Here is a 17,304-nt window from a genome sequence, read left to right on the forward strand (position 1 = left end):
ATATAAACACCGCAACGTTACCTCTATCGACACCCTGTTCCTTGCGGCTCAGTCACTCGATCTTGCTCTGACTAAGCCGATCTGCCGCAATTCCGTGGGCAGCAAAAACAGGAGAAACGACGATGGCAACTGGCACCGTCAAATGGTTCAACACCACCAAAGGCTACGGCTTTATTGCGCCCGAAGATGGCGGCAAAGACGTATTCGTACACATTTCCGCAGTTGAGCGCGCAGGCCTGACCGGTCTGGCCGACAACCAGAAGGTCACCTACGACCTCGAAACCGGCCGCAACGGCCGTGAAGCAGCGACCAACATCGCTCTGGCCTGATCTTCAGGCTATCGCTTTGAAAACCGAAAGCGCCCTTATCCGGGGCGCTTTTTTGTTGCGCGCGGGTTATTCGATCTCTGCGACCAGCGCCAAAACATCCGGCCCCAGCCCCTCGACGATCAGCGCCACGCCTTCCGCGTTGGGATGGATGCCATCGGGTTGCATCAGATCGCGCAGCGCACTCGGATCCTGCACCCCAAGCCCCGCAAAGAAGTTCTCGGTCAGAAGCGTGCCATATTCCGCAGAGAGTTCGGGATAGATCGCATCAAACGCCTGTTTGTAGTCGGGCCCGAAATTGTTCGATGCCTTCATACCCACCAAAAGCACCTCGACCCCCTTGGCCTTTGCCACCTCGAGAATACCGGCAAGGTTGGCCCGTGCAGCCTCGGGTGCAATGCCGCGCAGCATGTCGTTGCCGCCAAGGATCACCATCATTGCATCGATGTCCTCGGTCAGGCTCCACTCGGCCCGCGCGAAACCGCCCGCCGTCGTGTCACCACTGACCCCGCCATTCACAAGCCGCACATCCGCGCCCTGTTCCGCAAGCCAGACCCGCATCTGCGGCACCAGCCCGTTCTGCTCGATCAGGCCATAACCTTGGGTCAAACTGTCACCAAGTGCCAGAATACTCACCTGTTCCGCCGAAACCGGTGCTGCAAGGGCAAAAACCAGTGCCGCCGCCTTGCTCAGACGCGACAGTCCCCCATATTGCCTAGAACGGTTCATTAGACAGGTTCCCCCATGACTACGGTACTCTCCCTTAAAGATGCGCGTCTTGCCCTGGATGGCAATGCCGGACGGATCGAAATCCTGCATGGCATCTCGCTTGACGTTGCGAAAGGGGAAACCCTCGGTCTTGTCGGCCCCTCAGGTTCGGGCAAATCCTCGCTCCTGATGCTTATGGGCGGTCTCGAGCTTGCCACGGGCGGCCAGATTTCCGCCTTGGGGCAGGATCTCAGCGCCATGAACGAAGACGCGCTGGCCCGGTTTCGCCGCGATCACATGGGCGTCGTGTTCCAGAGCTTCCACCTTGTGCCCACGATGACCGCGCTGGAAAACGTTGCCACACCGCTGGAACTGGCGGGTGACCGCGATGCCTTTGACCGCGCGATGGAAGAACTCGATGCCGTCGGCCTTGCTCACCGCGCCGATCACTTCCCGCGCCAGATGTCGGGCGGTGAACAACAACGCGTGGCCCTTGCCCGCGCCGTCGCACCGCGCCCCGACATCCTTTTGGCCGACGAACCCACAGGCAACCTTGACCAGACCAACGGCGAAGCCATCATCGACCTGCTGTTCTCGCTGCGTGACCGGCACGGCGCGACCCTCGTCATGGTCACCCACTCGCATCGCCTCGCCAACCGCTGCGACCGCGTGATCCGCCTGCGCGATGGCCGCATCGACCAGCAAGAGGCCGCCGCATGAGCCTCGCCCTGGCCTGGCGTTTCGCCCGACGTGAACTGCGCGGTGGCCTTGCCGGCTTCCGCATCTTCCTTGCCTGTCTCGCCCTTGGCGTCGCAACCATCGCCGCCATCGGGTCGGTGCGTGCCAGTATCGAGGCCGGCCTCGCCGCCGAAGGTGCCGCCCTGCTCGGCGGAGATGCCGAGATGGAATTTACCTACCGTTTCGCCTCCGACGAGGAACGCGCATGGATGGATGCCAACGCCACTGCAATCTCCGAGGTGGTTGATTTCCGCTCGATGGCCGTCGTCACCCGCGACGACCAGACCGAACGCGGCCTCACCCAGGTCAAGGCCTCCGACAGCGCCTATCCGCTGATCGGCAGGGCCACCCTCTCTCCCGATATCCCGCTTCAGAACGCCCTTGGCCAGCACGACGGCCTGCCCGGTGGCGTCATGCAGCAACTCTTGATTGACCGGCTGGGGCTAAAGATCGGCGACACCTTCAAACTCGGCACACAGGAGTTCCGCCTGACCGCCGCACTTGAAAACGAACCCGACAACGCGGGCGGTTTCGGCCTTGCACCGCGCACCATCGTCGCCACCCCCGCGCTTGAAAACGCGGGCCTCCTCGCGCCAGGTACGCTGTTCACCACCAAGTACCGCCTTACCCTGCCCGAAACCGCAGACCTTCAGGCCACCAAATCCGACGCGCTGAACCGCTTTGAATCCACCGGCCTGCGCTGGCGCGACAGCCGCAACGGCGCGCCCGGCATTGCCACTTTCGTTGAACGCCTCGGCGCCTTCCTGATCCTTGTCGGCCTGTCAGGCCTTGCCGTCGGCGGCATCGGCGTCTCCGCCGCGATCCGCGCCTACCTCTCGCGCAAGACAACCGTCATCGCGATCCTGCGCAGCCTCGGTGCCGAGCGCAAAACCATCTTCCTCACCTATTTCCTGCAGATCGGCGTTCTGTCGATCGTCGGCATCCTGCTCGGCCTGATCCTCGGTGCCGGCCTGCCCCTCCTGCTGGCCCCGATCCTGCAATCGCGCCTGCCGGTCCCGGCCATCTTCACCCTTTACCCGATGCCGCTGATCGAAGCCGCCACCTACGGCGCATTGACCGCGCTGATCTTCACCCTCTGGCCGCTGGCCCGCACCGAGGACGTGCGCGCCGCTGCGCTGTTCCGCGATGCCGCCGGTGCGGCCCGAACCCTGCCCGCCGCGCGCTACATCCTTGCAACGGCGGCACTGCTGGCCCTGCTTCTCGCGCTGGCAGGCTGGCTCTCCGGCTCATGGGCGCTGACGCTCTGGTCCGCTGTGGGTATCCTCGGGGCCCTGATCCTTCTGGCCATTGCTGCCGCGGGCATCAGCCGCCTTGCCAAGTCCGCGGCCCCGCGCGCCCGACGTCGTCCGGCCCTGCGCTGGGCACTGAACGCGATCTCCTCGGCGCATGAACCCGCCCTGCCCGTGGTCCTCTCCCTTGGTCTCGGCCTCTCGGTCCTGTCTGCCGTGGGCCAGATCGATGGCAACCTGCGCAACGCCATCGCCCGCGACCTGCCTACCGTGGCCCCCTCCTATTTCTTCGTCGACATCCAGAAAACCCAGATCGACGCCTTCCTCGACCGCCTCGACACCGATCCGGCCGTCTCGAAAACCGAAACCGCGCCGATGCTGCGCGGCCTGATCACCCGCATCAACGACCGCCCCGCCAAGGAGGTCGCCGGCGACCACTGGGTCATTCGCGGCGACCGTGGTGTCACCTATTCGGCAGAGATTCCCGAAACCACCTCGGTCACCGAAGGTGCCTGGTGGCCCGCCGACTACAGCGGCGCACCGCAAATCAGCTTTGCAGCGGAAGAGGCCGCCGAGATGGGCCTGAAACTGGGCGACAGCCTGACCATCAACATCCTTGGCCGCGACATCACCGGCACCATCACCTCCTTCCGCAACGTCGATTTCTCGACCGCTGGCATGGGTTTTGTCATGGTCATGAACCCCTCCGCCCTCGCCGGTGCCCCGCACAGTTTCATCGCCACCGTCTATGCCGAGGAACAGGCCGAGGCCGCTATCCTGCGCGACCTCTCCAACGCCTATCCCAACATCACGGCGATCCGCGTGCGCGACGCGATCTCGCGCGTGTCCGACCTACTGTCTGGACTGGCCGACGCCACCTCCTACGGCGCATCGGTCATGCTGGTCACCGGCTTCCTCGTGCTGATCGGGGCCGCCGCCGCCAGCCAGACCAGCCGCATCTATGAGTCCGCGATCCTGAAAACCCTCGGCGCACCGCGCGCCCGGGTCCTCGCCTCCTTCGCGATCCGCGCAGGTCTCACCGGCGCGGCCGCCGGTGTCGTCGCCCTCGCCGCAGGCATCACCGGTGCCTGGGCGGTGACTTTCTTCGTGTTGGAGACCGATTTCGCGGTGATCTGGCCAAATGCGCTGACCATCGTGACCGGCGGTGTTCTGGCAACCCTGCTGGCCAGCCTGTTCTTTGCCGCCGCCCCCCTTGCGGCGCGTCCGGCCCGCATCCTGCGCGCCCGCGAATAGGCAAGGCCGGGGCGCTGCCCCGGACCCCGGAGTATTTCCGGTGCATTGAAGCCCCCTCTGTTTCAATGCACAAAAAATACTCTCGCCGAAGGCAAAGGCCCCGCTCTGGCGGGGCCTTTTTCTTAGTCTTCGACGTAGTCGTCCATCGGTGGGCAGATACAGACAAGGTTGCGGTCCCCCCAGGCATTGTCGACCCGGTTCACCGGCGGCCAGTACTTGTCCACGCGGAACGATCCCGGCGGGAAACAGCCCTGTTCGCGCGAATAGGGGCGATCCCAGTCCTTCACGAGGTCTTCCATCGTGTGCGGCGCGTTTTTCAGCGGGTTGTTCTCGGCATCCATGCGGCCTTCCTCGATCTCGCGGATTTCCTCGCGGATCGCCAGCATCGCATCGCAGAACCGGTCCAGCTCGGCCTTGGTCTCCGACTCTGTCGGCTCAATCATCAGCGTCCCCGCCACGGGCCAGCTCATGGTCGGCGCGTGGAAGCCGGTGTCGATCAGGCGTTTGGCGATATCGTCCACGCTCACATCGGCACTTTCGGCATAGGGGCGTGTGTCGATGATGCACTCATGTGCCACCCGCCCCGTCGGCCCCTTGTAAAGCACGTCAAAGGCCCCTTCGAGGCGCTTGGCGATGTAGTTGGCGTTCAGGATGGCCACTCGCGTTGCCTGCGTCAGCCCCTCGCCGCCCATCATCAGGATATAGGCCCAGGAAATCGGCAGCACCGAGGCCGAACTGAAGGGCGCGGCACTTACCGCGCCTGCCTTCTCGGGCAGGTGCGGCACGAGGTGCGCCTTCACACCGATCGGCCCCATGCCGGGACCACCCCCGCCATGCGGAATGGCAAAGGTCTTGTGCAGGTTCAGGTGGCTCACATCGCCGCCCAGATCGCCGGGCCGGCTAAGGCCCACCATCGCGTTCATGTTGGCCCCGTCGATATAGACCTGCCCGCCGTGATCGTGGGTCACTTGGCAGACCTCGCGCACGGTCTCTTCGAAGACCCCGTGGGTCGAGGGATAAGTGATCATGCAGCCCGCGAGATCGGCGCTGTGCTTCTCGGCCTTGGCGCGGAAATCCTCGAGGTCGATATCGCCATTGTCCGCCGACTTCACCGGCACCACCTTCCATCCGACCATCTGCGCCGAGGCCGGGTTGGTGCCATGTGCGCTCATCGGGATGAGACAGACATTGCGGTGCCCCTCGCCACGCGCGGCATGGTAATCCTTGATGGTCAGGAGCCCGGCATATTCACCCTGCGCGCCCGAGTTCGGCTGCAACGAGAAGTCATCGTAGCCCGTCACCTGACAAAGCTTGTCCGACAGATCGCGGAACATCTCGTGATAACCCGCCGCCTGATCCTTGGGGGCAAACGGGTGGATCAGCGAGAACTCCCGCCAGCTGACCGGCATCATCTCGGCCGCCGAATTGAGCTTCATGGTGCAGGAGCCAAGCGGGATCATCGCACGATCAAGAGCAAGATCACGGTCGGCAAGGCGGCGCATATAGCGCATCATCTCGGTTTCCGCCCGGTTCATGTGGAAAATCGGGTGGGTCAGGTAGTCGCTGCGCCGGTGCATGTTTTCGGGCACCCGGTATTCCGGGGTGAAATCATCGTCCTTGTGTTCGATCCCGAAGGCGCGCCACACCGCTTCGAGGGTCGCAGGCCGCGTGGCTTCGTCCAGCGTGATGCCGACCCGGCGTTCGCCAACTTTACGAAGGTTGATGTTCTCGTCCAGCGCCGACTTGATGACAGCAGCCTGCAACGGCCCGACGTCAACCGTGATGGTGTCAAAGAAGGATTGCGGATCAACCTTGAACCCGTTGTCTTCAAGCACATTCGCAAGGCGTACGGTTTTGCGATGGATGCGCTGCGCAATCGCCTTGAGGCCCTTGGGACCGTGGAACACAGCATACATCGAGGCCATCACCGCCAACAGCGCCTGCGCCGTACAGACGTTCGATGTCGCCTTCTCGCGACGGATATGCTGTTCGCGGGTTTGCAGCGACAGGCGGTAGGCGCGGTTGCCGTGGCTGTCGATCGACACGCCGATGATCCGCCCCGGCATGTTGCGCTTGTAGGCGTCTTTGGTGGCCATATAGGCCGCGTGCGGGCCGCCATAGCCCATCGGAACGCCAAAACGCTGGGTCGTGCCCACGGCAATATCCGCCCCCATCGCGCCCGGCTCCTTCAACAGGGTCAACGACAGCGGATCGGCCGAGATGATGCCGATGGCCTTGTTCTCGTGCAGGGCGGTGATGTGATCGGTAAAGTCGCGCACATGGCCATAGGTGCCGGGGTACTGGAAGATCGCACCAAAGACCTTGTCGGCTTCCATCTTGTCGGGATTGCCCACCACGACCTCGATGCCCAGCGGCTTGGCGCGCGTCTTGATCACCGCGATGTTCTGCGGATGGCAGTCGCGGTCGACAAAGAACACCTTGGATTTCGATTTCGACACACGCTCGGCCATCGTCATCGCCTCGGCACAGGCCGTGGCCTCGTCCAAAAGCGAGGCATTGGCGATCTCGAGGCCGGTCAGGTCCGAAATCATCGTCTGGAAGTTCAACAGCGCCTCAAGACGCCCCTGCGAGATCTCGGGCTGATAGGGCGTGTAGGCGGTGTACCACGCCGGGTTCTCGAGGATATTGCGCTGGATGGCCGGCGGCGTGACCGTGCCGTGATAACCCTGACCGATCAGCGAGGTCATCACCTTGTTCTTCGCGGCCGTCACCCGCATGTGGTGGAGCAACTCGCGTTCAGACAACGGGCGTCCAAAATCCAGCGGCTTTTCCTGCCGGATGCTCTCTGGCACCGTGTCGGCGATCAACGCATCAAGATCTTCTGCCCCCACAACCTCGAGCATATCCGCCATCTCTTCGGGCGACGGCCCGATGTGACGCCGGTTGGCAAAGTCGTAAGGCAAGTAGTCGGTCGGTTTGAACGGCATGTCGTCCTCCAATAATCCTCTGTTGACGCGCCCGTCCCCGGCCGCGCCCCACCCCTCTTCAAGTTGTCCCGCAATCATCCGCACCGCGCCGATCTCTGGGGCGGGCGGACAAGGGAAAGGCGCTTAGCCGATAAAGTCGTTGTAGGCGGCTTCGTCCATGTAGTCGTCCATCTGGGACGCATCCGCCGCCTTGATCTTGAAGAACCAGGCATCGCCCATCGGGTCTTCGTTCACCTTGCCCGGATCATCCGCCAGGGCCTCGTTGACCTCGACGATCTCGCCGTCGATCGGCGCAAGGATGTCCGATGCCGCCTTGACCGACTCGATCACGCAGACCTCTTCGTCCTTGGTCACTTCGGTGCCCGGCTCAGGCAGTTCCACGAACACCACATCGCCCAGCTGTTCGCTGGCATGCGTGGTGATCCCCACAACCACCACGTCATCCTCGACGCGCAGCCATTCGTGCTCTTCGGTGAATTTCATCTGATCCATCTCCCGTGTTGATCAACGTTTGAAATTGGCGGGTACCAGCGGCATCTTCGCCACAGTCACGGGCATCCGTTTGCCCCGTACCTCGCCAAAAAGGTTTGTTCCGTCCGCCGCGAACCCTGCGGTGACGTATCCCATTGCGACAGGCCCTTCGAAGGTCGGACCAAAGCCGCCAGAGGTGACCACCCCGACCGCCTCACCGCCCTCGGCGCCTGCAAAAATCTGCGTACCCGCCCGCATCGGTGCGCGGCCCTCCGGCACCAGCCCGACGCGCTTGCGCGAAGCTCCCTCGGCCATCTCGCGCAGCACACGTTCGGCACCGGGGAACCCGCCTTCGCGCTCTCCGCCTGCGCGGCGCACTTTCTGAATGGCCCAGACCAGCCCGCCCTCGATGGGCGAAGTGCTGGCATCAATATCGTTGCCATAAAGGCACAGCCCCGCCTCGAGCCGCAGGCTGTCGCGCGCGCCAAGACCAATGGCCTCGACCTCGTCCATCGCCAGCAAAGCCCGGCACAGACCCTCGGCCTGCGCCTCCGGCACCGAGATTTCATACCCATCCTCGCCGGTATAGCCGGACCGCGAAACCCAGCAGTCGGCACCGGCAATCTCGATCGTCGCCACATCCATGAACCGCATCCCGGCCACAGAGGGCGCCAGCCGGGCCAGCGCGGCCTCGGCCTCTGGCCCCTGCAAGGCCACCAGCGCGCGATCCATGATCACCTCCACCGCGACCGACGGCTCAAGAGTCGCCTTCATGCGCGCGATGTCATCCTCTTTGCAGGCCGCGTTCACCACCACGAACAGGTGGTCCCCACGATTGGCAAACATGAGATCATCATCGATGCCACCATCGGCATTGGTGAACAGCCCGTAACGCTGACGCCCTTCGCCAAGCCCGAGAACGTCCATCGGCACCAGCGCCTCAAAGGCCTCGGCCACCGCCTCATAGCTCTCGCCGCGCAGGATGACCTGCCCCATGTGGCTCACGTCGAACAGCCCCGCCGCCGCCCGTGTGTGAAGATGCTCCTTCATCACGCCAAGCGCGTATTGCACGGGCATCTCGTAGCCCGCGAAAGGCACCATCTTGGCCCCCAGCTCTTGGTGAAGGTCGAACAACGGTGTGCGTTGCAGTTCCGACATGAACGCCGCTCCTAACTTTCCGGCGCGTTCCATGTGTGTTGGAAACAACCGGCATCTACCCAGCGCACGGATTGCCCCCGTGCAGGCGATGCCCCCTCTGTCCTTCTGCCTGAGATCGTTATCCCTTCGGCGGACGCCTGTTGCGCCTCTCTCCAGAGTTTTTCAGATGACAAGCGGTCCGTTTGCCTGAGAGTTTCCGGGGCGGTTGCTCCTTCGGCACCGGTCTACCCGGTTCTCCCGACTCGTCGTTTTTCCATCGTATTACGACATGTTATCGCTGACAAGCGACACATTGAGGTGAAATCAGTGGTGACACGGCTCAGGTGCAAGAATATTGAGCAGCGCCGTGTTGTTGCAGACCAACCCGTCCAGCGTGACGCCATCAAGGCGATCATAAAAAGCTTCCGCCGCATCCTGAAGCGCCAACCGCAGGCGGCAGGCCTCAACCAGCGGGCAGGTGCTGTCGGCATCAGCAAAGCACTCGGCCAGCGGAACCGGCGATTCCATTTCCCGGAAAATCGGTCCAATCTCGATCTCCTTGGGATCGCGTGCCAGCTCCAGGCCACCGTTACGCCCGCGCTGGGTATGGATCACGCCCATCTGCCCAAGCTGGTTGATCACCTGCGCAAGATGGTTTTCCGACGCCTTGCAGACATCGGCAATCTCCGCCTTGGTTACAAGTCGCCCGGTATGCGCCGCACAGAACATGAGCACTCGGATGGCGATGTTGGTTCGTTTGGTAATGCGCAAGAGCGTCTCCAAAACCTGCATTCAGATCACACGATTATCACGGATTCTCTGCCAGTTCGTATTGACATATGTCAACAGATGCTCAGCTTGGCCCCATGAGCGCACCCTATTTCTTTGGCTACGGCAGCCTCGTGAACCGCAAAACCCACACCTACGAAGACGCCCACCCGGCCCGTCTGCGCGGGTGGCGGCGTGTTTGGCGGCACACGAATCTGCGCCCCGTGGCTTATCTGACCGCCGTCCCCGACACCTCCGCCGAGATCGACGGCCTCATCGCACATGTCCCCAACGACGACTGGGACGCGCTGGATTACCGCGAACGCGCCTATGACCGGGAACCGGTCTGCCAAGCGGTCTCCCACCCCAAGACCGACCAGATCAACATCGCCGTCTATACCGTGCCACATGGCAAACACGGCACCCCGACCGAGGAACACCCGGTCCTCCTGAGCTATATCGACGTGGTCGCCCAGGGCTACCTGCAAGAATTCGGCGAGGCCGGCGTGGCCCATTTCTTCGACACCACCGCCGGCTGGAGCGCCCCCATCCTCAACGACCGCGCCAATCCGATCTACCCGCGATACCAGAGCCTGAGCGCCGATGAGACGGGGCTGGTCGATGACCACCTGAGGGCTCTCAAGGTTTCCCTCCGCGACCCTGATATATGATTTTCGGAATTTGTGACGTGGGGTCACTCTTGAGCCGACTCGAAATGTCAGACATTTGAATGTCAGACATTTAAGCCGGGTACGGGAGGCCCTCATATGACCGACAAGCTCGATACGATTCTGGAAAACGCACGCGCCCACTGCGCCGAAGACATCCGCCCCAACGTCGACGCCTGGAACGCGGCCGGCGTCTGGCCCCGCGCAGCATCCGACAAGGCCGCCGCCCTTGGCCTCACCGGTCTCTACGCCCCCGAGGAATTCGGCGGCCAGGGCCTGTCGCTGGGCGACGGCATCCGCGTCTACGAAGAACTCGGCTACGGTGACGGTGCCTACGCCTTCGCGCTCTCGATGCACAATATCTGCACCTATGCCGGCTGCGGTTTCGGCACCGATGCCTTCAAGGAAAAATGGGCCCGCGACCTGACCTCCGGCCGCAAGCTCGCCAACTTCGCCCTCACCGAACCCCAATCCGGCTCGGACGCGGGTAACATGTACTCCCGCGCCACGATCAACGACGATGGCACCTGGACAATCAGCGGCGCCAAGGCCTGGGTCAGCCTCGCTGACGAAGCCGACATCTACTTCACCGTGGTCAAGACAACCGATGTGCCGGGCCACAAGGACATGGCGATGATCGCCATCCCGAAAGACACCCCCGGCCTGAGTTTCGGTCCGCGCTACGAGACCCCCTCCTACAATTTCCTGCCCCTCTCCGAGATGTACATGGACAACGTGGTGGTGTCCGAAGACAACATCATCCTGCCGGTCGGCCAGGGCCTGCAAGGCTCGCTGATGGCCATCGACATCGCCCGCGTCTCCATCGCCTCGGGATGCTGTGGCCTGATGCAGGCGGCGCTTGATACCGCGCTGGCCTATTCCTCCAACCGCAAGATGTTCGGCGGCAAGAACCTTGATCTCGACGGCATCCAGTGGATGCTCGGTGACATCGCCACCGAACTCGAAGCCTCGCGCCTGCTCTATCGCAAGGCCGCCCATGCCCTTGGCACCGACGAAGGCCCGCTGATGGCCGCCCACGCCAAGCGTTTCGTGCCCGACTGCGCGGTCAAGGCGGCCAACACCTGCACCCAGGTTCTCGGCGGCATGGGCCTGTTGCAACCCTACGGCCTCGACCGCCTCTCGCGTCTCTCCCAGATGCTGCGCATCGTCGACGGCACCACCGAAATCAGCCGCGTCGTGATTGGCCGCAGCCTGCAAAAACGCGCAAAAACACTCGATCCCCTGCCAATCCCGAAAGGCTTCGGCGAAACCTAGGGCCTGTCCCGACCACTCACGGAGCCCCGCCACCCGGCGGGGCTTTCCGTTTCCGGCCACGTCTACCCGTCCCGCCCCGGCTCATCGGGATTGCTGGAAAACAGCGCGATCTTGTTGCCCTGCGGGTCGCGCAGATAGCCAACATAGAACCGCGGCCCATAGTCCGCCCGAAACCCCGGCGCGCCTTCATCAGCCCCGCCCGCCGCCAAGGCCGCGGCATGCAGCGCACGCACCTGCGCCTGGCCCTCGGCCTCGAAAGCCACCATCGTGCCATTGCCCACCGAGGCCCGCCGCCCGTCAAACGGCGGTTTCACATAAAAGTCGGCGCACACCGGCACCGCGCCGGACGCCACCGGCAGCGCGAAACTCAACCCCTCCGGGCCTTCCTTCAGGCCATAGCCCAGGGCGGGCAGAAAGGCGCAATAGAACCGTTTCGCCGCCGCGATGTCATCCGCGCCCACCGTGACATAAGCAATCATCCCCTCCTCCTCTCCAAGGTCCCCCTATCGGACCCCGCCAAAGCCCATCATGCAAGGGCATCGCTCCAAAACAAAAACGCCGCAGCTTGCGCCACGGCGTTTCTTCTTGGCTAAAATACCCCGGAGCGCGAGGCAGCGCCTCGCAACCCCCCTCAGCCCTTGGCCTTGATCACCTGCAGCAGAGGCAGCACCGCGCTCATGTCCGGACCGTGGCTCTGGCCGGTCAGCGCCTTGCGCAGCGGCATGAACAGACCACGGCCCTTACGGCCGGTTGCCTCTTTCACGGCCTTGGTCCAGACACCCCAGGTCTCACCGTCAAACGGTCCTTCGGGCAACAGCGCCATCGCCTCGGCGACGAACTCCTTGTCCTCGTCGTCGATCACCGGATCGGCGCCATTGGCAAACAGGTCCCACCATGTGGCCAGGTCTTTGCGGGTGGTGATGTTCTCGCGCACAACCTCCCAGAACTGCGCGCTCTGGTCAGCCGGCACTCCGGCCGCCGCGATGTCTTCGGCAACGGCGTCCAACGGCAGGTCATGCAGCACACGGCCGGTCAGCGGATAGAGGTCATCCGCATCGAACTTGGTCGGCGCGGTCCCGAAATGCCCGAGATCGAACCCATCCGCCAGCTCGTCGATGTTGCTGCGCAGCTCGACCGGATCGGACGACCCGAGGCGCGCCATCAGCGACAACAGCGCCATCGGCTCGACACCCGCTTCACGCAGGTCACGCAGCGACAGGGTGCCAAGACGCTTCGAAAGCGCCTCACCCTGCGGGCCGGTCAGCAGCGAGTGGTGCGCAAACGTCGGCACCGTGCCGCCCAGCGCCTCGATGATCTGGATCTGGGTCGCGGTGTTGGTCACGTGATCCGAGCCACGCACCACGTGGGTCACACCCATTTCGGTGTCATCCACGACCGAGGCCAGCGTATAAAGCATCTGGCCGTCCCCCCGGATCAGAACCGGATCCGACACCGACGCCGCATCGATCGACAGATCGCCAAGAATGCCATCGGTCCACTCGATCCGCTGCTGGTCCAGCAGGAAGCGCCAATGGCCCTGTCCGCGTTCAGCACGCAGGGCGTCTTTCTCTTCCGCCGTCTTCGAGAACATCGCGCGGTCATAAACCGGCGGCTTGCCCATGTTCAGCTGCTTCTTGCGCTTCAGGTCCAGCTCGGTCGGGGTCTCGAAACACTCGTAGAAACGGCCCATCTCGCGCAGACGGTCAGCCGCGGCTTCATAGCGGTCAAGGCGCTTCGACTGGAACTCGATCTTGTCCCAGGTGATGCCCAGCCATTCCAGGTCCTCCTGGATGCCGTCCACGTATTCCTGCTTCGAACGCTCCTGATCGGTGTCATCGATCCGCAGGATGAACGTGCCCCCCGCCTTCTTGGCGATCAGGAAGTTCATCAGCGCGGTGCGCAGGTTGCCAACATGGATGTAGCCCGTGGGAGAGGGCGCAAAACGGGTCGTGGTCATGAGAGAGTCTCCAAACGTCGCGCGCTACCTGTCACATGGCGCAGGCTTTGTCCAGAAAAGGAGATTTCATTCGCGCAATCGCCGCCCAAAAGCCATCCTTGAGGGCCGTGCCTGCCTGGGCGGGCGCAGCCCGGCGATGCCGCCGGGCCAACATTGCCCTCACACTGCGAGGCGATGCTTCGGGCGAAATTACCCCTCCAGCCAGCCCGCTCGCTCCAGCGCATCCCGGATCTTGCCCTCCGCGTCCTCATGTCCCGCGTTGATCGACATGTGTTGCAGGAACCACCAGAGATAGGCGTCATACTCCGGCGTCAGCCCGACCACCTCGGCCATCGCCCTCGCAACACCCAACTCGTGCACATTGGCCGCAATGTGGTGAAAGTTGATCCGCCCGAACAACACCGCCGGCTTGTGAAAGAAATACCCCGACAGCGCCACCGCCGAGTTTTGCGTCACCACATAATCGCAACGCTGCAACAGCGGCACCATGCCCTCACGCGACACCGTCAGCCGGTCATGCCGCGCCTCCAGCGCCTCCAGCGCCGCGATCTCCTCGTCGCCGTAATGCTCCTTGGGATGCAAGGTCGCCACGACCTCCCGCTCGCGATCCTGTTCGAGGACATGCTCGATCATGTGGATCGGACTGCAGGCCTGAAACGACCGATGGGTCAACAGCCGCCCCTGCAACGGCACATAGACCAGCCCCTCCCGCGTCGTCTCCTCTGCCGCCCCTTCGAACAGCCGCTTGCGCCAGAACCGGGCAAATCGCTGTGCCTCTTCCACCGGCACCTCACTCGCATCAAACCGCGCCTTGGCGACCGGCCACTCCCAGCGCTTGCCGCTCTGTTCGATATTCCAGAACGGATAGAAATAGTTGAGCCGAATGCTCACCCCACGGCTGTCGGTCGGCTCGGACATCAGGAACACCGAATACCCGGGCCGCACCCGTGATTTCATCTGCTCCTCAAGGCCGTCATTGTGGAATTTCACCTTAAAGCCCTCGCGCTCCAACACGGCGCAAAACTTGTTGATGAAATTGTGGTTTCCAGTCTCCGCCCGCTCTTTCAGCGTCTTGTGAAGATAGAACCTGACAATCCGGGCGTTCCGCATCTGCTCCCCTGCGCCGCGCGCCAATACTTGTTCTGTGTCTCGCATTGTGGTGACTTGTGACCAAGACACAAGAGCCAAACAGCCCCGCACACAGGACACCCCATGCTCGATTTCGCCTTCATGCACCGCAGGCGGCACCAAAACGTCGGCGATCTGGCCTGCTCCCCGGGCCATTACTTCGATTTTGGTCCAAGCACCTTTCTCGATTTTTCCGAAGACATGCCTGCCTGCAAAGTCGCGGTTCTGGGCGGTGGGCAGGTGTTTCAGGACTGCGTCACCGCAGCAGTCTACGACACCGCCAAGGCCCGCAAACGCGTGGTCTGGGGCGTTGGCATCTCGCAGAAAGACCGTCGCAGCATCGACTTCGACATTCTGAGCGGCAGCTGCGATCTGATCTCGACCCGCAATTGGGGCATCGATGGATGCCCCTACGTGCCCTGCGCCTCGGCCATGTCGCCCCTGTTCGACACCCCGCCCGCCCCCGAACACGAGGTTGTGCTGTTCTACCACGCCCGGAAATCCGATGACCTTCCTCGCGATCCGGCCATCCCCTCACGTGGCAACGATCAGGGCACGATGGCCGAGGCGATTGCCTTCCTCGCCAGCGGCGCAACCGTGGTCACGAACTCCTACCATGGCACCTACTGGGCCATGTGCCTTGGCCGCCGCGTGCTGTGCCTTCCGTTCAGCAACAAGTTCCTGAACTTTCCCGACAACCCGCCAATAACCGCCCCGGAAGACTGGCGCGCAAGAATCAAAACCGCCGAGACCCGCCCCGAGATGCTGACAACCGCCCGCTCTTTGAACCGCGCATTCCACGCGCAGGTCATGAATATGGTCTGACTCTTCTGCCAAAACCGCGTGGACAGTCGCTGGCGATCATGTCACCCTACCTTCACACCGCACAAACACACTGCGCGTAGAAACTGAAAAATGGATGGATTTTCAGGAATATGCCTAACTTCGAAGTGATCCGCCCCGACGGGAGCGGAACCCCCTTTCTCGTGATGCCCGGCCTCGCCCCCGAGAACAAGGTCACCGCCGCGATCCTGCGGTCCAAGCGCCTTCAAAACCCGATCTACGAATTCGCCCTTCCGCAAGAAGATGGCCTCTACCTCGGAGACATCGACAAGATCGTCGAGACCTACCTTACCGACATCCAGTCAGCGGGCTTTGAGGGCCCCTACAACATCGTCGGCTTTTCCCTCGGCGGCCAGATCGGGTTCACGCTCGCCTCCCGCATGAAAGCCCAGGGCTACAAAAACGTTCACCTGTTCTTGGTCGACGACGACGCCGACACCCACCGCCGCGCCTTGAACATCGCCAACACGCCGCCCGACATGTCATTTCTCTCACTTGCCGGTTACTATGTGCTGGACCGTAACGAACTCTCGAGCTTCGGAGGGCCGATGACCCTCTTCAGGGCGACCCACTGGGGGCTGGAACGAAAAAGCGGCGAAACCTCCGACTGGGAGTTTCGCATGAGGCGCCCATTCGATGTCTACGATTTTCCGTTTCGACACAACGATATGGTCGTCGCCCCCTTCTGCGATGAATGGGTCGACCTGATGGCCAATATCCTTGAAGGCAATATCGAAGCGCCGAACCACCGGGTTGTCGCGCCGCGCCATAGCGATCTTCCACCCGCATTCCGGCGCGGCTTTGCCAAGGGCAAACAGGGCGATCTGGAGGAAGAAATTCGCGGTTATGAAAGGGCAATCAAGATGATGACCGCCCCGCCGGAGTGGCTCTTCATCAACCTGGCACAGGCGCTGGCTGACGCCGGCCGAACGGACGACGCCATTTCTGCACTGCGCCGCGCGATCCATCTCTCGACAGGTCTGTCAAACTGCCATGTCGAACTTGCCAAGCTGCTTCGCGCAAACGGGAAGAAAGGTGGTCTGAGAAAACTGTTCGAGCGCGTCGATGGCTACCCGAAGACCACAGCGGACGATCATCAGATGTATGGCATCTTCCTTGCCCAACGTAACCGACCGCTCAAGGCACTTGCGGCCTTCAAGGAAGCCCTGCATCTCGAGCCGACCCGCCTGGCCTGCTACCTGCGCAGCGTGCGTATCCTCAAGGAACGCAACATGCTCGACGAGGCCGAAGCCCTTGTCAGCCAAGCCGTCAAGGACCACCCGGACCACCTGAGTCTTCAGGAATTACTGGCCAGCATATTTCTGGATCAGGAAAAACCGGAACAGGCCGAACCACTGTTACGCGCCATCCTGCAGCAAGACCCGACGCGGATGCACGCCTGCATGCACCTGTGCAAACTTCTGATGGCTCAGGGCCAGCTCGACCAGGCGCTCGACCTCGCGACGCAAACCCAGGGTCATCACCCCGGAAACGCCGCCGCCAATGCCCTTCTGGGGAGCGTGCAGCAGATACAGGGGGATCTCGCCGGCGCAAAAGCCCAGTTCGAGACCAGCCTTCGCATCGCGCAGGACCGCGTGCAGACATGGCTGGCGCTCTCACAAGTGGTTGAACAACTTGAAGGGCCGGAAAAGGCACTTCAATACCTCGCACGGCGACCGCAAAGCATTGCAAACAGGCCGGGCATTCTCGAAGCGGAAGCCGCACTTCGCGCGCAACAGTTGGCCACAACCTGACACCTTTAGGCAGGGCAGGTCCGCCAGCCCTGCCGACGACCTCACGAAGTCTTGCAGTGGCCGTTCCCCAAACCAGCGC

General features: G+C 62.7%; 15 protein-coding genes and 1 riboswitch. Of the genes, 7 read left to right on the forward strand and 8 right to left on the reverse strand.

All coding sequences use genetic code 11. The features are described 5' to 3' along the window. The first annotated feature begins 122 nt into the window (after positions 1 to 122). Positions 123 to 329: a cold-shock protein gene (locus tag ABWV42_RS05200; protein ID WP_255103216.1), complete on the forward strand. Its 207-nt coding sequence runs from the start codon at positions 123 to 125 to the stop codon at positions 327 to 329. 66 nt (positions 330 to 395) lie between these two features. On the opposite strand, the gene ABWV42_RS05205 is transcribed toward ABWV42_RS05200, so the two are convergent. Continuing rightward, positions 396 to 1,055: an arylesterase gene (locus ABWV42_RS05205; protein ID WP_353339169.1), complete on the reverse strand. Its 660-nt coding sequence runs from the start codon at positions 1,053 to 1,055 to the stop codon at positions 396 to 398. A gap of 15 nt (positions 1,056 to 1,070) precedes the next feature. On the opposite strand from ABWV42_RS05205, the gene ABWV42_RS05210 reads away from it, so the two are divergent. Further along, positions 1,071 to 1,754, forward strand: a complete 684-nt coding sequence (locus ABWV42_RS05210) for an ABC transporter ATP-binding protein (RefSeq protein WP_353339170.1) — start codon at positions 1,071 to 1,073, stop codon at positions 1,752 to 1,754. Beyond that, the gene (locus tag ABWV42_RS05215; protein WP_353339171.1) at positions 1,751 to 4,276 is read left to right on the forward strand and encodes an ABC transporter permease; all 2,526 of its coding nucleotides are present in this window, start codon (positions 1,751 to 1,753) and stop codon (positions 4,274 to 4,276) included. Before ABWV42_RS05210 ends, ABWV42_RS05215 begins: the two co-directional genes overlap by 4 nt. Before the next feature lie 122 nt (positions 4,277 to 4,398). Here the strand turns inward: ABWV42_RS05215 and gcvP are convergent, their stop codons facing one another. From gcvP to ABWV42_RS05235, 4 genes are all read right to left on the reverse strand, one after another. Next, positions 4,399 to 7,224, reverse strand: a complete 2,826-nt coding sequence (gene gcvP, locus ABWV42_RS05220; RefSeq protein WP_353339172.1) for an aminomethyl-transferring glycine dehydrogenase — start codon at positions 7,222 to 7,224, stop codon at positions 4,399 to 4,401. Positions 7,225 to 7,347: 123 nt separating this feature from the next. Beyond that, positions 7,348 to 7,707, reverse strand: a complete 360-nt coding sequence (gcvH, locus tag ABWV42_RS05225; RefSeq protein WP_255103227.1) for a glycine cleavage system protein GcvH — start codon at positions 7,705 to 7,707, stop codon at positions 7,348 to 7,350. 21 nt (positions 7,708 to 7,728) lie between these two features. Beyond that, positions 7,729 to 8,853, reverse strand: a complete 1,125-nt coding sequence (gene gcvT, locus ABWV42_RS05230) for a glycine cleavage system aminomethyltransferase GcvT (protein WP_353339173.1) — start codon at positions 8,851 to 8,853, stop codon at positions 7,729 to 7,731. A 164-nt stretch (positions 8,854 to 9,017) separates the two neighbouring features. Next, positions 9,018 to 9,104, reverse strand: a riboswitch (glycine riboswitch). Positions 9,105 to 9,156: 52 nt separating this feature from the next. Further along, on the reverse strand, positions 9,157 to 9,603 hold the full coding sequence (locus tag ABWV42_RS05235) for an RrF2 family transcriptional regulator (protein ID WP_255103231.1): 447 nt from the start codon (positions 9,601 to 9,603) through the stop codon (positions 9,157 to 9,159). Between the two features lie 95 nt (positions 9,604 to 9,698). Between ABWV42_RS05235 and ABWV42_RS05240 the strand changes: the two genes are divergently transcribed. After that, entirely contained in the window at positions 9,699 to 10,271 is a 573-nt protein-coding gene (locus ABWV42_RS05240; RefSeq protein WP_353339174.1) for a gamma-glutamylcyclotransferase family protein, read from the forward strand. 96 nt (positions 10,272 to 10,367) lie between these two features. Next, on the forward strand, positions 10,368 to 11,543 hold the full coding sequence (locus tag ABWV42_RS05245) for an acyl-CoA dehydrogenase family protein (protein ID WP_353339175.1): 1,176 nt from the start codon (positions 10,368 to 10,370) through the stop codon (positions 11,541 to 11,543). Between the two features lie 62 nt (positions 11,544 to 11,605). On the opposite strand, the gene ABWV42_RS05250 is transcribed toward ABWV42_RS05245, so the two are convergent. From ABWV42_RS05250 to ABWV42_RS05260, 3 genes are all read right to left on the reverse strand, one after another. Continuing rightward, positions 11,606 to 12,022 (reverse strand): VOC family protein, encoded by a 417-nt coding sequence (locus ABWV42_RS05250; RefSeq protein ID WP_353339176.1) that lies wholly within the window; start codon positions 12,020 to 12,022, stop codon positions 11,606 to 11,608. Between the two features lie 152 nt (positions 12,023 to 12,174). Then, entirely contained in the window at positions 12,175 to 13,500 is a 1,326-nt protein-coding gene (gene gltX / locus ABWV42_RS05255; RefSeq protein WP_353339177.1) for a glutamate--tRNA ligase, read from the reverse strand. 189 nt (positions 13,501 to 13,689) lie between these two features. Then, entirely contained in the window at positions 13,690 to 14,610 is a 921-nt protein-coding gene (locus ABWV42_RS05260) for a hypothetical protein (protein ID WP_353339178.1), read from the reverse strand. Positions 14,611 to 14,712: 102 nt separating this feature from the next. Between ABWV42_RS05260 and ABWV42_RS05265 the strand changes: the two genes are divergently transcribed. Beyond that, positions 14,713 to 15,453, forward strand: a complete 741-nt coding sequence (locus ABWV42_RS05265) for a glycosyltransferase family protein (RefSeq protein ID WP_353339179.1) — start codon at positions 14,713 to 14,715, stop codon at positions 15,451 to 15,453. A 110-nt stretch (positions 15,454 to 15,563) separates the two neighbouring features. Then, positions 15,564 to 17,225 carry a tetratricopeptide repeat protein gene (locus ABWV42_RS05270; RefSeq protein WP_353339180.1) on the forward strand — a complete coding sequence of 554 codons (1,662 nt, stop codon included), beginning with the start codon at positions 15,564 to 15,566 and terminating at the stop codon, positions 17,223 to 17,225. Positions 17,226 to 17,304: the final 79 nt, after the last annotated feature.

Origin of the sequence: Pelagimonas sp. KU-00592-HH (genome assembly GCF_040369695.1) — a bacterium.
Taxonomy (GTDB): domain Bacteria; phylum Pseudomonadota; class Alphaproteobacteria; order Rhodobacterales; family Rhodobacteraceae; genus Shimia.